Origin of the sequence: Saccharopolyspora kobensis, assembly GCF_900108315.1 — a bacterium.
GTDB classification, from domain to species: domain Bacteria; phylum Actinomycetota; class Actinomycetes; order Mycobacteriales; family Pseudonocardiaceae; genus Saccharopolyspora; species Saccharopolyspora kobensis.
Window position 1 is genome coordinate 160,881 of sequence record NZ_FNVB01000009.1, and the last position, 13,757, is coordinate 174,637.

Here is a 13,757-nt window from a genome sequence, read left to right on the forward strand (position 1 = left end):
CGGGGTGTCCAGCGCCACGTCAGCGCTGGTCGCGACCCGGGTGATGCCCGGAAAACCCGCTGGACCGGGGCTCGTAGAATCCACCCCGTGACACAGACCCATGCCGCTCAGCACCGTGAACTTCCGTCGACCTGGAATCCAGCCGACGTAGAGGCCGAGCTGTACCAGCGCTGGGTAGACGCCGAATACTTCACCGCGGACGCAGGCAGCGACAAGCCGCCGTTCTCCATCGTCATCCCGCCGCCGAACGTCACCGGCAACCTGCACATCGGGCACGCCTACGAGCACACCCAGATCGACATCATCACCCGGCGCCGCCGGATGCAGGGCTACGAGGCGCTGTGGCTGCCGGGCATGGACCACGCCAGCATCGCGGTGCAGACGCTGGTCGAGCGCCAGCTTCGCGACCAGGGCATCGACCACCGCGAACTCGGCCGCGAAGCGTTCGTGGAGCGGGTGTGGCAGTGGAAGGAGCAGTACGGCGGCGCGATCCTGGGGCAGATGAAGCGCCTCGGTGAGAGCGTCGACTGGTCGCGCGAGCGCTTCACCATGGACGCGGGGCTGTCCCGCGCGGTGCAGACGATCTTCAAGAAGCTCTACGACGACGGCCTGATCTACCGGGCCGAGCGGCTGGTGAACTGGTCGCCCGCGCTGCGCTCGACGATCAGCGACATCGAGGTGGAGCACAAGGAGGTCGACGGCGAGCTGGTCTCCATGCGCTACGGCGACGGGGAGAGCTCGATCGTGGTGGCCACCACTCGGATCGAGACCATGCTCGGCGACACCGCCATCGCGGTCCACCCCGACGACGAGCGCTACCGGCACCTGGTCGGCACCGAGATCGAGCTGCCGCTGACCGGCCGCAAGATCCCGGTCGTCACCGACGAGCACGTCGACCCGGAGTTCGGCACCGGCGCCGTCAAGGTCACCCCGGCGCACGACCCGAACGACTTCGAGATCGGCAAGCGGCACGACCTGCCGATGATGACGATCATGGACGAGCAGGGCCGCATCGCCCACACCGGCACGCAGTTCGACGGCATGGACCGCTTCGAAGCGCGGGTCGCCGTCCGCGAGGCGCTGCGCGAGCAGGGCCGCATCGTCGAGGAGAAGCGCCCGTACCGGCACAGCGTCGGGCACAGCTCGCGCTCCAAGGAGCCGATCGAGCCGCGGCTGTCGCTGCAGTGGTTCGTCAAGGTCGGCCCGCTGGCGAAGGCGGCCGGTGACGCGGTCCGCGACGGCCGGGTGGCGATCCACCCGCCGGAGATGTCCAAGCGCTACTTCGACTGGGTCGACAACCTGCACGACTGGGCCATCTCGCGGCAGCTGTGGTGGGGCCACCGGATCCCGATCTGGTACGGCCCCGGCGGCGAGGTCGTGTGCGTCGGGCCGGACGAGGAACCGCCGTCGGGCGAGGGCTGGTACCAGGACGAGGACGTGCTCGACACCTGGTTCTCCTCGGGCCTGTGGCCGTTCTCCACGCTCGGCTGGCCGGAGGACACCCCGGACCTGCGCAAGTTCTACCCGACCAGCGTCCTGGTCACCGGCTACGACATCCTCTTCTTCTGGGTCGCCCGGATGATGATGATGGGCCTGTACGCGATGGACGGCGTCGAGCCGTTCAAGGAGATCGTGCTGCACGGCATGGTCCGCGACGCGCACGGCAAGAAGATGTCCAAGTCCGCGGGCAACACCGTGGACCCGCTGGAGTGGATGGACACCTACGGCACCGACGCGCTGCGCTTCACGCTGGCCCGCGGCGCCAACCCGGGCACCGACTCGCCGATCAGCGACGAGTGGGTGGCGGCCTCCCGCAGCTTCTGCACGAAGCTGTTCAACGCCACCAAGTTCGCCATGATGAACGGCGCGAAGGTGCCGGAGCGGCTGGCCGACCGCTCCGAGCTCACCGACGCCGACCGGTGGATCCTGGACCGCACCGACCAGCTGGTGTCCGATGTGGACGAGCTGCTGGAGGACTTCCAGTTCGCCAAGGCCACCGAAGCGCTCTACCACTTCACGTGGGACGAGTTCTGCGACTGGTACCTGGAGCTGACCAAGGTCCAGCTGGACGCAGGCGGTGACCGGGCGGAGCGGACCCGCGAGGTCCTCGGGCACGTCCTCGACGTGCTGCTGCGCCTGCTGCACCCGACGATCCCGTTCATCACCGAGACGCTGTGGACCGCGCTGACCGGTCGCGAGTCGGTGGTCGTCGCGGAGTGGCCGAAGCCGTCCGGTGCGGTGGCCGACGAGGCCGCCGCGCAGCGGATCGCCGCGGTGCAGAAGCTGATCACCGAGATCCGCCGGTTCCGGTCCGACCAGGGCCTCAAGCCGGGGCAGCGGGTGGCGGCCAAGCTCGGCGGCGCCGTCGAGCTCGGCCTGGCCGAGCACGTGCCCGCGGTGCGGTCGCTGGCCCGCATCACCGAGCCCGCCGACGGCTTCACCTCCTCGGCCTCCATCGAGGTCGGCCTGACCGGCGGCAACGTGTCGGTGGAGCTGGACCTCTCCGGGGCGGTGGACATCGCCGCCGAGCGCAAGCGCCTGGAGAAGGACCTGGCGGCGGCCGAGAAGGAGCTGACCGGCACGGACAAGAAGCTGACCAACCCGGCGTTCCTGGACAAGGCCCCGGCCGAGGTGGTGGAGAAGATCAAGGCCCGCCGCGAAGCGGCGCAGACCGAGATCGACCGCATCAAGGCCCGCCTGGACGGTCTCCCGCAGGGCTGATCGACTGCCGTTGCGAAGGGCGCTCCCGGACTCCGGGGGCGCCCTTCGCGTTCGTCACGGGTTGGTGGCGGCGGCGAGGAAGATCGGGATGGCGCAGCTGAGGCGGTCTGCCTCCGCCCGGCGGCGCTGCTCGGCGATCCACGACTCCACTCGTGCGTCGGCGAGCACGCCGCGAGCGGCCCCGGCCAGCCCGAGCAGCATCGGCAAGACGATGCCGTCGGTGAAGAACCCGGTGTGGACCTCGACGGTGACGTCGCGAAAACCGCTGTCCAGCAGGAGGTTCCGGTACTGGCGGGCGACGTGCGGCTGGGCGACGGTGCGGAGCCGCGCCCGCACCGCCGCGCGCGTGGTCGCCACGTCGTCGGAGTCGATCAGGATTCCCTCCCAGTCCTGGCCGAGCAGCACGATGCGGCCGCCCGGCGCCAGCACCCGCCTGGCCTCGGCCAGCGCCGCCGCCGGATCGGCGATCGCGTGGAAGACCCGCTCCGCGCGGTAGCCCGCGAGCTCGCCGTCGGCGAAGGGCAGCGCACCGGCGTCGGCCAGCCGGAAGTCGACGCCGGGCAGCCGCTCGCGCGCCGTCGCGAGCATGTCCCGGTCGACGTCCAGCCCGATCGCCGCCACACCGCGTTCTCGCAGCTCACCAACGGCCCGCCCGGTTCCGCAGCCGATGTCGGCCACCAGCCCGTCGGCGGGCAGCAGCTGGTAGGACCGCTCGCGCAGCCGCACCGAGCCGGGCAGCGAGTCGAAGCGGTCGAGGATCTCGATCAGGTTCTCGGTTGACATGCCGCCGAGCCTGCGACTTCATGTCGACGTGAAGTCAACACCCGAGTTCGCCATCGGCGACCTCGCCGCGCACTTCGGGCTCGCCGCGCACGTCCTGCGGCACTGGGAGTCGATGGGGCTGCTGGCACCCCGCCGGGTCTCCGGGCGTCGCCGGTACGGCCAGGACGACCTCTACCGCGTGGCGATCATCCTCCGCGCCAAGCAGGCGGGCCTCGGCCTCGAAGCCATCCGCGAGGTGCTGTCGACAGCGGAGCCCGGCGCGCGCCGGCGGATCATGCGGCAGCACCGCGACGAACTCCGGCGGCGCATCGACGAGCTCCGGTCCTCGCTGGACCTCATCGAGTGCGCACTGGACTGCGACCACGCCGACATCGCCACCTGCCCGCACTTCCAGCGGGTGCTCGACGAATCGGTCGCCGGCCGCTTTGTCCGGCCCGCCGGATCGGGGCGGCCTCCGCGACCGGGGGCGGAGACGTAGACTGACCTCGACATTTCGTCGTTCGCAGGGGAGTGGGCACTTGTCCGGCACCGATCCCGCCGCGTTGCAGGAGCTGCGCGCCGTGGAGGCCGAGCTCAACGAACGCTGGCCGGAGACCAAGATCGAACCGTCGCTGGACCGGATCCGGGCGCTCACCGATCTGCTCGCCGAGCCGCAGCGCAGCTACCCGGTGGTGCACATCGCCGGGACCAACGGGAAGTCGTCGACCTCCCGGCTGACCGATGCCCTGCTGTCCGGGCTCGGTCTGCGCACCGGCCGCTACACCAGCCCGCACCTGCAGGTCGCCACCGAGCGGATCAGCATCGACGGCAAGCCGATCAGCCCGGAGGCCTACGTCGAGGCCTACCGCGACGTCGCGCCGTACGTGTCCATCGTGGACTCCCGCAGCGATGTGCGGATGAGCAAGTTCGAGGTGCTCACCGGAATGGCCTTCGCGGCCTTCGCCGACGCGCCGGTCGAGGCAGCGGTGGTCGAGGTCGGGCTCGGAGGCAGCTGGGACGCCACCAACGTCGCCGACGCCAAGATCGCGGTGGTCTGCCCGGTCGCGCTGGACCACGCCGAGTACCTCGGCGACGACATCGCCGGGATCGCCGCCGAGAAGGCCGGGATCATCAAGCCCGGTTCGATCGCGGTGGTCGCGGCGCAGCCCGCGGCGGCCCAGCAGGTGATCATGGAGCGCGTCGCGGAGGTCGACGCCACGGTCGCCCGCGAGGGCCAGGAGTTCGGCGTGCTGTCCCGGACCGTCGCGGTCGGCGGGCAGATGCTGAGCCTGCAGGGGCTGGGCGGCGTCTACGACGAGGTGTTCCTGCCGCTGCACGGCGAGCACCAGGCCCGCAACGCGGCGCTCGCGCTCGCCGCTGCGGAAGCGTTCTTCGGCGCAGGCGCCGATCGCCAGCTGGACGTGGAGCGGGTCCGCGAGGGCTTCGCGAGCGTCATCACCCCGGGCCGCCTGGAGCGGGTGCGCTCCGCGCCGACCGTGCTCGTCGACGCCGCGCACAACCCGCACGGCGCCCGGGCGCTGGCCGACGCGCTCAGCTCGGAGTTCTCCTTCCGCCGCCTGGTCGCGGTGGTCGGCGTGCTCGGCGACAAGGACGCGCGCGGCATCCTGGCCGAGCTGGAGCCGGTGGTCGAGGAGATCGTGCTGACCCGCAACTCCTCGCCGCGGGCGATGGATCCCGACGCGCTGGCGGGCGTGGCCAAGGACATCTTCGGCCCGGACCGCATCGTCGTCGAACCGCGGCTGGACGACGCGGTGGAGACCGCGATCCAGCTCGCCGAGGAGACCGACGACCCGGGTGAATCGGTGTCCGGCGGCGGCGTGGTGATCACCGGCTCGGTGGTGACCGCGGGCGAGGCCCGAGCCCTGTTCGGCAAGGAACCGGCATGAGTGGTGGAGCTGCCTTGAGCGACGAGCAGAAGCCCGAACCGGGCAACGGGTTGCCCGAGGCGCCGCCCGGTGTGCGCGACCCGTGGAAGGGCCTGCGCGGGATCATGGCGGGCACGCTGGTGCTGGAGTTCATCACCTTCATGCTGGCGCTGCCGGTGGTGTGGCGGTTCGGCGGCGGCGTGTCCAGCGCCGGGTTCGTCATCGTCGCGGTGCTCTCGGTGCTGATGCTGGCGGCGGCCTTCGTGCAGCGCCGCCCGTGGGGTCTCGCCGTGGCGCTGGGGCTGCAGGGCGCGATGGTGCTGTGCTTCTTCGTGCACCCGTCGGTCGGCATCATGGGCGCGATCTTCGCGGCGATCTGGGGCTTCATCCTCTACCTGCGCAACGACGTCGCCCGCCGGATGCGCGAGGGCCAGCTCTACGACCAGCTCGGCCACCCGCCCGGCCACCCGCCGGAGGACAAGACCGACTGACGGTCAGCCGATGTCGATGACGGCTCGGCCGATGATCTCGCCGCGGTTGAGCGCGTCGTAGGCCTCTTGAGCCTCGTCGAAGGCGTAGCGGCGGCTGATCGCGTCCTGCGGGCGCAGGAGGCCCCGGGCGACCAGGTCGAGCAGCACCGGCATGTCGCGGCGCGGTTTGGCGCCGTAGGAGCCCTTGATCTGCAGCTTCCGCCGCGCCATGGTCGCCAGGTCGAACTCGCCAGCGGTGCCGCGGGCGGCGATGCCGACCACCACGACCTGCCCGCCCTCGACCACCGAGTCGCGCGCCACGTCGAACGTCGGCACCGCGCCCAGCGCCTCGAAGGCGACGTCGACACCTCGGCCACCGGTGAGCTCGCGGATGGCGGCCGGGGCGTCCACCTCGGCCGAGTTGACCACGTGCGTCGCACCCAGTTCGCGGGCACCGGCCAGCTTCTCCTCGCTGATGTCCACCGCGATGATCATCGACGCGCCGAACACCGACGCGAGCTGGATCAGCGCCGACCCGACACCGCCCGCCGCGACCACCGCGACGGTGTCGCCGACGCGCAGGTCGGCCGCGTGGCGCAGCGCGCCGTAGGCGGTCATGGTCGAGCAGCCCACCGACGCCACGTCGGTCAGCTCCACGCCGTCGGGCACCCGGTACACCGAGGTCGCCGGGGTGACGCACCGCTCGGCGAGCCCGCCCTGGGAGTACATCCACACCGCGTCGCCGTCCGGCCGGAACAGCCTGGTCTCGTCGTCGTAGAGCCGCCCCTTGCCCCGGTTGAACTCGAAGAACCGCAGGCAGATCTCCTCGTTGCCGCGCGCGCACTGCGCGCACTGACCGCACGGCATGATGAAGCTGGTGACCACCGGGTCGCCCACCGCGAGCCCGGTGACACCGGGCCCGACCTCGGAGATCACACCCGCGACCTCGTGCCCCAGCACCGCCGGAACCGGGAACGGCAGCTCACCCTTGAGCACGTGCAGGTCGGAGTGGCAGGCGCCGCAGGACCGCACGTCGATGGCGACCTCACCCGCTCTCGGCACCGGATCGGCGAGCTCCTCGATCCGCATCGGCTGGTTCGCGGCGGTGTGCACAGCAGCGCGCATCCGGGTCTCCTCGTCAGACAGACCGGCCAGTCGGTTCGCCGGTGAAGCTATCGCGCCGCACCGCCGCGCACCAGGCCCGCGATCGGCACGAACTCTTCACCTGGGCGTCGGTCCGAGGTGAGCCACCAGCCGCCTGGCGCGGATAGAACCGGCGCATGAGCACCAATCCCGCGCTGAACCGGCGCACCCTGCTGCGGGGTGCCGCCACCGGACTCGCCGCTTCCGGACTCGCCGCCTCCGGCCTGCTGGCCGGTGCCCCGGCCTTCGCCCGCTCCGGACGTCCCGTGCTGACCCACGGCGTGCAGCTCGGCGACCCGCGTCCGGACGGCGCCGTGGTGTGGACCCGCGCCGACCGGCCGTCGCGGATGTTCGTCGAGGTCTCCCGCCACGCCGACTTCCGCGGTGCGCGGCGGATCCCCGGCCCGCTGCTGACCCCGGAGACCGACGGCACCGGCGAACTCCTGCTGCCGCACCTGCCGCCCGGGCAGCGGCTGCACTACCGCGTCGTCGCCCAGGACCTGGACGGCCGGGTCGACAGCGAGCCGCTGACCGGCACCTTCCGCACCGCGCCGCGCGCTCGCCGCGACGTGCGGTTCCTGTGGTCGGGCGACGTCGTCGGGCAGGGCTGGGGCATCAACCCGGACGTCGGCGGCATGACGATCTACAACGCGATGGCCGCCCGCAACCCGGACTTCTTCCTGCACAGCGGCGACACCGTGTACGCCGACGGCCCGCTGCAGGAGTCGGTGGTGCTGCCGGACGGGCGGGTGTGGCGCAACATCGTCACCCCGGAGAAGTCCAAGGTGGCCGAAACGCTGGCCGAGTACCGCGGGCAGTTCGCCTACAACCTGCTCGACGAGAACTTCCGCCGGTTCGCCGCCCAGGTGCCGCAACTGGTGCAGTGGGACGACCACGAGGTCACCAACAACTGGTACCCCGGGGAGGTCCTGGACTCCGACAAGTACACCGAGAAGCGCGTCGACGTGCTCGCCCGGCGGGCCTTCCAGGCGTTCCACGAGTGGCAGCCCGCCCGCCGCCAGGACGCGGTCGACGGCCGGGTGTACCGCAAGGTGTCGCACGGCCCGCTGCTCGACGTGTTCGTGCTCGACATGCGCAGCTACCGCGACCCGAACTCGGCGGGCACCGGCCCGGAGCGGATCCTCGGCGCGCGCCAGGCGCGGTGGCTGGTCGACGAGCTCAGCCGGTCCCGGGCGACCTGGAAGGTGATCGCTTCCGACATGCCGATCGGCATCGTGGTGCCCGACGGCGACGCGATCGAGGGCGTCGCCAACGGACTGCCCGGTGCGCCCAACGGCCGCGAGGCCGAGCTGGCGTGGGTGCTGCAGGAGATCAGCCGCCGACGGGTGCGCAACACGGTCTGGCTGACCGCGGACGTGCACTACTCGGCGGCGATCGAGTACTCCCCGGAGCGCGCCGCCTTCGAGGGCTTCGACCCGTTCTGGGAATTCGTCTCCGGCCCGCTGCACGCAGGCGCGTTCGGCCCGAACGAGCTGGACCCGACCTTCGGCCCTGAGCAGGTGTTCGTCAGCGCGCCGAGCAGGCAGGGCGCCTCGCCGCTGGAAGGTTTCCAGCACTTCGGCGAGGTCAACATCGACGCCCGCACCGGCCGGCTGCGCGTCGACCTCCGCGACCAGGGCGGTCGCTCGCTCTGGGCGAAGACCCTCGACCCGCAGCGCTGACCGGCCGCGCGCGACACCCGCCGGGCTGCGGTCCGGCGGGTGTCGCGCGCCGTGCTGACCAGCCACGATCGAGTTAATCGGTGGAAGTAGGAGTAGGAAAAGTCGTATTCTTACTTCATGAAGATGACGGAGAAGGGGCAGGTCACCATCCCGATCGACCTGCGCCGTGAACTGGGATTACGGCCCGGGGATCAGATCGCGATCAGGCTGGAGGGAGACGCGCTGATCCTCACCCGCGACCACTCGGTGCCGAGCCGCGGGCAGCGGATCGTCGAGCACCTGCGGGGGCGGGCCAGCGGCGAGGGGATGACCACCGACGAGATCATGGAACTGACCCGTGGCGAGTGAGCCGGCCCGACCGCCGGCCACTCTCGTCGACTCCGACGTGCTGCTGGACCTCGTGATCGCGGACGCCGAGTGGTTCGACTGGTCGGCGGCCGCGTTGGAGAAGGCCGCGGACGAGGGACCGCTGGTGATCAACCCGTTGATCTTCTCCGAGGTGTCGGTCCGCTTCCAAGGCATCGAGGAGGTCGACGAGGCGTTCCCGGACGACTTCTTCGTGCGCGTGCCGCTGCCGTGGTCGGCGGGGTTCCTCGCGGGGAAGTGCTTCCAGCAGTACCGGAAGCGGGGCGGCGAGAAGCGATCGCCGCTGCCGGACTTCTACATCGGCGCGCACGCGGCGGTCAGCAGGCTGCGGCTGCTGACGCGCGACGCGCGCCGGTACCGCACGTACTTCCCGACGGTGGAGTTGATCGCCCCGGAGTGATGCCGCCCCGCCGTCGGGCGTGTCACCTGCATCGATACGCTGGCGGGCAAATCGGGCGCGGTGCGTGACGGCACCGGGCGCCCAAGGCGACGAAGGAGGAGAACCGTGAGCGAGCGCACCCTGGTCCTGGTCAAGCCCGACGGAGTCGAGCGCGGCCTGGTCGGCGAGGTGATCAGCCGGATCGAGCGCAAGGGCCTGAAGCTGGTCGCTCTGGAGCTGAAGAACGTCGACCGCGAGCTGGCCGAGCAGCACTACGCCGAGCACGACGGCAAGCCGTTCTTCGGCTCGCTGATCGAGTTCATCACCTCCGGCCCGGTCGTGGCCGCGTGCGTCGAGGGCCCGCGCGCCATCGCCGCGTTCCGCCAGCTGGCCGGTGGCACCGACCCGGTGGAGAAGGCGGCGCCGGGCAGCATCCGCGGCGACTTCGGCCTGGAGGTCCAGTTCAACCTGGTGCACGGCTCGGACTCGCCGGAATCGGCCGCGCGCGAGCTCAAGCTCTGGTTCCCGGAGGTCTGAAACCCGTGACCGGCATCGACCCGGACGGCTTCGTCACCGGGCCGCACCGGGTGGATGCCGTCCACCCGGACCTGGCGGAGGCCCTGGCCGGGTTGTGGGCGCGGGTCACCGCGGCCGGCGGCGCGGCCGGGTTCAGCCCGACCGACTCGCTGGACGAGCTGCGGGCCGCGGCGGCGAAGCTGGTCGAGGAGGTGCGCGGCAAGCAGGCGCACCTGATCACCATCGGCCAGCAGCACGTGCTGGTCGGCATCGCGGTGCTGCGGCCGCGGCAGCTGCCGGTCCGGACGCACACCGGCGAGCTCGTCTGGCTGGCCGTCGACCCGGCCCTGCAGGGCCGGGGCTGGGGCAAGCAGCTGCACGACGCGGCGCTGGTGCACGCGCAGGCGATCGGCCTGGAGATGCTGGACCTGGTCACCCGCAGCGGGCACGGCCTGGAGCGCTTCTACGCGGGCCTCGGCTGGGTCGAGCGGGGCCGCTGGCCGGGCGCGGTCCGCGTCGCGCCGGGCGACGACCGGGACGAGATCTGGTTCACCCGGGACGTCGGATCCCGGGTGCGGTGATCCGGAACGAGCGGCTCGCGCCGGATGATCGCGGGCGCGAGAAGTGCATGGAAGACCTCATCGGAATTCGCCCCGGGCTCCTCGGTGGGGCCGGGGCCTTTACCCTGGTTGGGTGCGTGTGGAGTCCGTTTTCGACAGGTTGGAACCGCTGCTGCCGCGCGTCTCCAAACCCGTGCAGTACGTGGGTGGGGAGCTCAACGCGACGCTGAAGGCGTGGGACGACACCGCCATCCGGTGGTGCCTGATGTACCCCGACGCCTATGAAGTCGGCCTGCCCAACCAAGGCGTCCAGATCCTCTACGAGATCCTCAACGAGCAGCCGGACGTGCTGGCCGAGCGCACCTACGCGGTGTGGCCGGACCTCGAAGCGCTGATGCGCGAGCACGGCATCCCGCAGTTCACCGTGGACGCGCACCGGCCGGTCGGTGCCTTCGACGTGTTGGGCGTCAGCTTCGCCACCGAGCTGGGCTACACCAACCTGCTCGGCGCGCTGGACCTGGCGGGGATCCCGCTGCACGCCGCCGACCGCACCGATGATCACCCGATCGTGCTGGCCGGCGGGCACGCGGCGTTCAACCCGGAGCCGATCGCGGACTTCCTGGACGCGGCCGTGCTGGGTGACGGCGAGGAAGCCGTCCTGGAGATCACCGAGGCGATCCGCCGCTGGAAGGCGGAGGGGCGACCGGGCGGCCGCGACGAGCTGCTGCTGCGGCTGGCGGAGTCCGGCGGCGTGTACGTGCCGAAGTTCTACGACGTCTCCTACCGGGCCGACGGCGCGATCGACCAGGTCGTGCCGAACAACGAGCGCGCGCCGTACCGGGTCTTCAAGCGCACCACCATGGAGCTCGACGACTGGCCCTACCCGAAGCAGCCGCTGGTGCCGCTGGCCGAGAGCGTGCACGAGCGGATGAGCGTGGAGATCTTCCGCGGCTGCACCCGCGGCTGCCGGTTCTGCCAGGCAGGCATGATCACCCGGCCGGTGCGGGAGCGCTCCATCGAGGGCATCGGCGAGATGGTGCAGCGCGGTCTGGAGGCCACCGGTTTCGAGGAGGTCGGGCTGCTGTCGCTGAGCTCGGCCGACCACTCCGAGATCGCCGAGATCACCAAGGGCCTGGCCGACCGCTACGAGGGCACCAACACCGGCCTCTCGCTGCCGTCGACCCGGGTGGACGCGTTCAACATCGACCTGGCCAACGAGCTGTCCCGCAACGGCCGCCGCTCCGGGCTGACCTTCGCCCCGGAGGGCGGCAGCGAGCGGATCCGCCGCGTGATCAACAAGATGGTGTCGGAGGAGGACCTGATCCGCACCGTCTCGGCGGCCTTCGCCAACGGCTGGCGGCAGGTCAAGCTGTACTTCATGTGCGGTCTGCCCACCGAGACCGACGAGGACGTGCTGCAGATCGCCGAGATGGCCAAGGAGGTCATCCGCGCCGGCCGGGAGGCCTCCGGGCGCAAGGACATCCGCTGCACGATCTCCATCGGCGGGTTCGTGCCCAAGCCGCACACCCCGTTCCAGTGGGCCGCGCAGACCGACCCGGACACCGTCGACGCGCGGTTGCGCAAGCTCCGCGAGGCGATCAACTCCGATCGCCGGATCGGCCGCAACATCGGCATGCGGTACCACGACGGCAAGCCGTCGATGATCGAAGGCCTGCTCTCCCGCGGTGACCGGCGGCTCGGCCGGGTCATCGAGCGGGTGTGGCGCGAGGGCGGCCGGTTCGACGGCTGGAACGAGCACTTCTCCTACGAGCGCTGGGTGGACTGCGCCGCGGCCGAGCTTGAGCCGCTGGGCGTGGACCTGGCCTGGTTCACCACCCGGGAGCGGACCGAGGGCGAGGTCCTGCCGTGGGACCACCTCGACTCCGGCCTGGACAAGGAATGGCTGTGGGCGGACTGGCAGGACGCGCTGGACGCCCGCGAGCAGGACGACTGCCGGTGGACGCCGTGCTTCGACTGCGGGGTGTGCCCGACCATGGGCACCGACATCGAGGTCGGGCCGACGGGGCGCAAGCTGCTGCCGATCTCCCCGGTCGGGCAGGGCTCCCCGGTCCGCAACCCGGCCTTCAACCAGGGCTGAGAGCGGTCGGCGAGCGCTGGTCAGGACCTCCTGGCCGAGCCGCTCGCCGGTCCCGCCGGCCCGGTGCGGGAGCGGCAGGCGTTGTACGTTCCTTCGAAAACTGGGCCGCAGGTGTTGTCACACTGCGGTTGAGCAAGCAAGCATCGGCATCGGAGCGGTCCGCTGGACCGCCGATGACGATCATGGTCGGGAGGGCATCCTGAGTCGGCGAGATCATCCGAATCCCTCGGCTCCACCGGTGCAGAAGCTGCGACTCCGCTACGCCAAGCGGGGGCGGCTGCGGTTCACCTCGCACCGGGACGTGGCGCGATCCTTCGAGCGCGCCCTGCGACGGGCCGGGGTACCGATGGCGTATTCCCAGGGCTTCAGCCCGCACCCGAAGGTGTCCTGGGCGGGCGCGGTGCCCACCGGGGTGTCCAGCGTGGCCGAGTACGTGGAGCTGCAGCTCGTGGAGCGGGTGGAGCCCGAGGCGCTGCGCGCCGAGCTCAACGCCGCGCTGCCCGACGGCATCGACGTGCTCGAAGCCGCGGAGGCCCGGCCGGGTGCGCTGGCGGACCGGCTGGAGGTGAGCCGGTGGCGGATCGACCTGCCCGGCACGGACGTCGCGGAGCTGCGCGACGCCGTCACCGCGCTGATGGCCGCGGACACGGCGCTGGTGGAGCGGATGACCAAGGACGGTCGCCGCACCATCGACGCCCGCGCGGCGCTGCTCAGCGCAGAGGTCCAGACCGCTCACCCGGAGGTCGCTGAGAGTGATCAAAATTCCGTCGCGACCGCCCAGGTGGACGATTGGCCGAAGGCATCGGAACCGTATGGGATACTTGTAACGGTCGTTCGGCAGACAACACCCGTCGTACGACCCGACGACGTACTGAGCGCCCTGCGTGTCGTCGCCGGTCTGGAACCGTCGGCCGCCGCGAGCGCGACCCGGCTGGAACAGGGTCGGCTCGACGGCGGAGGCGGCATCGCCGACCCGTTGGCCCAGGACTCAGGCGCCGAGCGGAGTCCGGCAGGGGAGCCCACGGCCGGATGACGGACGGCGCGTACGTCGCCGACCCGCCGTGTGACTTCCCGGCCTGAAGGCCCGGGGCGGAGGGAACACCAGAATTGCCGTCGCCCGCGGGCGGCGGAGACCGAAGAACGCACATGCCTCTGTGCGGCCGCGTCCACCGGA

The 13,757-nt window shown here is 71.3% G+C and carries 13 protein-coding genes; 11 read left to right on the forward strand and 2 right to left on the reverse strand.

The genetic code is table 11. The features are described from left to right. The first annotated feature begins 87 nt into the window (after positions 1 to 87). Positions 88 to 2,721 carry a valine--tRNA ligase gene (locus C4T78_RS27910; protein ID WP_093351525.1) on the forward strand — a complete coding sequence of 878 codons (2,634 nt, stop codon included), beginning with the start codon at positions 88 to 90 and terminating at the stop codon, positions 2,719 to 2,721. Between the two features lie 54 nt (positions 2,722 to 2,775). Here C4T78_RS27910 and C4T78_RS27915 read toward each other — a convergent pair whose 3' ends face one another. Continuing rightward, complete coding sequence (locus C4T78_RS27915) at positions 2,776 to 3,504, reverse strand: methyltransferase domain-containing protein (protein WP_093351528.1); 729 nt, start codon at positions 3,502 to 3,504, stop codon at positions 2,776 to 2,778. 28 nt (positions 3,505 to 3,532) lie between these two features. Between C4T78_RS27915 and C4T78_RS27920 the strand changes: the two genes are divergently transcribed. From C4T78_RS27920 to C4T78_RS27930, 3 genes are read left to right on the forward strand one after another with little or no spacing between them, the layout of a single operon-like run. Further along, positions 3,533 to 3,982, forward strand: a complete 450-nt coding sequence (locus C4T78_RS27920) for a helix-turn-helix domain-containing protein (protein WP_093351530.1) — start codon at positions 3,533 to 3,535, stop codon at positions 3,980 to 3,982. A 40-nt stretch (positions 3,983 to 4,022) separates the two neighbouring features. Further along, a complete protein-coding gene (gene folC, locus C4T78_RS27925; RefSeq protein WP_093351532.1) occupies positions 4,023 to 5,390 on the forward strand; it encodes a bifunctional tetrahydrofolate synthase/dihydrofolate synthase in 1,368 nt (455 codons plus the stop codon). Further along, positions 5,387 to 5,860, forward strand: a complete 474-nt coding sequence (locus tag C4T78_RS27930; RefSeq protein WP_093351534.1) for a DUF4233 domain-containing protein — start codon at positions 5,387 to 5,389, stop codon at positions 5,858 to 5,860. Before folC ends, C4T78_RS27930 begins: the two co-directional genes overlap by 4 nt. A gap of 3 nt (positions 5,861 to 5,863) precedes the next feature. Here the strand turns inward: C4T78_RS27930 and C4T78_RS27935 are convergent, their stop codons facing one another. Further along, a complete protein-coding gene (locus C4T78_RS27935; protein ID WP_093351536.1) occupies positions 5,864 to 6,964 on the reverse strand; it encodes a zinc-binding dehydrogenase in 1,101 nt (366 codons plus the stop codon). 155 nt (positions 6,965 to 7,119) lie between these two features. On the opposite strand from C4T78_RS27935, the gene C4T78_RS27940 reads away from it, so the two are divergent. The 7 genes from C4T78_RS27940 to C4T78_RS27970 all read left to right on the forward strand — a co-directional run bounded on the left by C4T78_RS27940 (position 7,120) and on the right by C4T78_RS27970 (position 13,616). Then, positions 7,120 to 8,664 carry an alkaline phosphatase D family protein gene (locus C4T78_RS27940; RefSeq protein ID WP_093351539.1) on the forward strand — a complete coding sequence of 515 codons (1,545 nt, stop codon included), beginning with the start codon at positions 7,120 to 7,122 and terminating at the stop codon, positions 8,662 to 8,664. Positions 8,665 to 8,781: 117 nt separating this feature from the next. Continuing rightward, positions 8,782 to 9,012 carry an AbrB/MazE/SpoVT family DNA-binding domain-containing protein gene (locus tag C4T78_RS27945; RefSeq protein WP_093351541.1) on the forward strand — a complete coding sequence of 77 codons (231 nt, stop codon included), beginning with the start codon at positions 8,782 to 8,784 and terminating at the stop codon, positions 9,010 to 9,012. After that, the gene (locus C4T78_RS27950) at positions 9,002 to 9,430 is read left to right on the forward strand and encodes a type II toxin-antitoxin system VapC family toxin (RefSeq protein WP_093351543.1); all 429 of its coding nucleotides are present in this window, start codon (positions 9,002 to 9,004) and stop codon (positions 9,428 to 9,430) included. The genes C4T78_RS27945 and C4T78_RS27950 overlap by 11 nt, the downstream gene beginning before the upstream one ends. Positions 9,431 to 9,535: 105 nt before the next feature. Further along, the gene (gene ndk / locus C4T78_RS27955) at positions 9,536 to 9,946 is read left to right on the forward strand and encodes a nucleoside-diphosphate kinase (protein ID WP_093152336.1); all 411 of its coding nucleotides are present in this window, start codon (positions 9,536 to 9,538) and stop codon (positions 9,944 to 9,946) included. Positions 9,947 to 9,951: 5 nt separating this feature from the next. Further along, positions 9,952 to 10,506 (forward strand): GNAT family N-acetyltransferase, encoded by a 555-nt coding sequence (locus C4T78_RS27960; RefSeq protein WP_235863479.1) that lies wholly within the window; start codon positions 9,952 to 9,954, stop codon positions 10,504 to 10,506. Positions 10,507 to 10,618: 112 nt separating this feature from the next. Then, a complete protein-coding gene (locus C4T78_RS27965; RefSeq protein ID WP_093351545.1) occupies positions 10,619 to 12,583 on the forward strand; it encodes a TIGR03960 family B12-binding radical SAM protein in 1,965 nt (654 codons plus the stop codon). A gap of 238 nt (positions 12,584 to 12,821) precedes the next feature. After that, the gene (locus C4T78_RS27970; RefSeq protein ID WP_093351548.1) at positions 12,822 to 13,616 is read left to right on the forward strand and encodes a TIGR03936 family radical SAM-associated protein; all 795 of its coding nucleotides are present in this window, start codon (positions 12,822 to 12,824) and stop codon (positions 13,614 to 13,616) included. The last annotated feature ends 141 nt before the right edge of the window (positions 13,617 to 13,757 follow it).

Bases quoted from the DNA above. Each gene is read 5' to 3' on its own strand.
- C4T78_RS27935 (WP_093351536.1), bottom strand. From the start codon at position 6,964: ATGCGCGCTGCTGTGCACACCGCCGCGAACCAGCCGATGCGGATCGAG.
- C4T78_RS27930 (WP_093351534.1), top strand. From the start codon at position 5,387: ATGAGTGGTGGAGCTGCCTTGAGCGACGAGCAGAAGCCCGAACCGGGC.
- C4T78_RS27915 (WP_093351528.1), bottom strand. From the start codon at position 3,504: ATGTCAACCGAGAACCTGATCGAGATCCTCGACCGCTTCGACTCGCTG.
- C4T78_RS27940 (WP_093351539.1), top strand. From the start codon at position 7,120: ATGAGCACCAATCCCGCGCTGAACCGGCGCACCCTGCTGCGGGGTGCC.
- C4T78_RS27945 (WP_093351541.1), top strand. From the start codon at position 8,782: ATGAAGATGACGGAGAAGGGGCAGGTCACCATCCCGATCGACCTGCGC.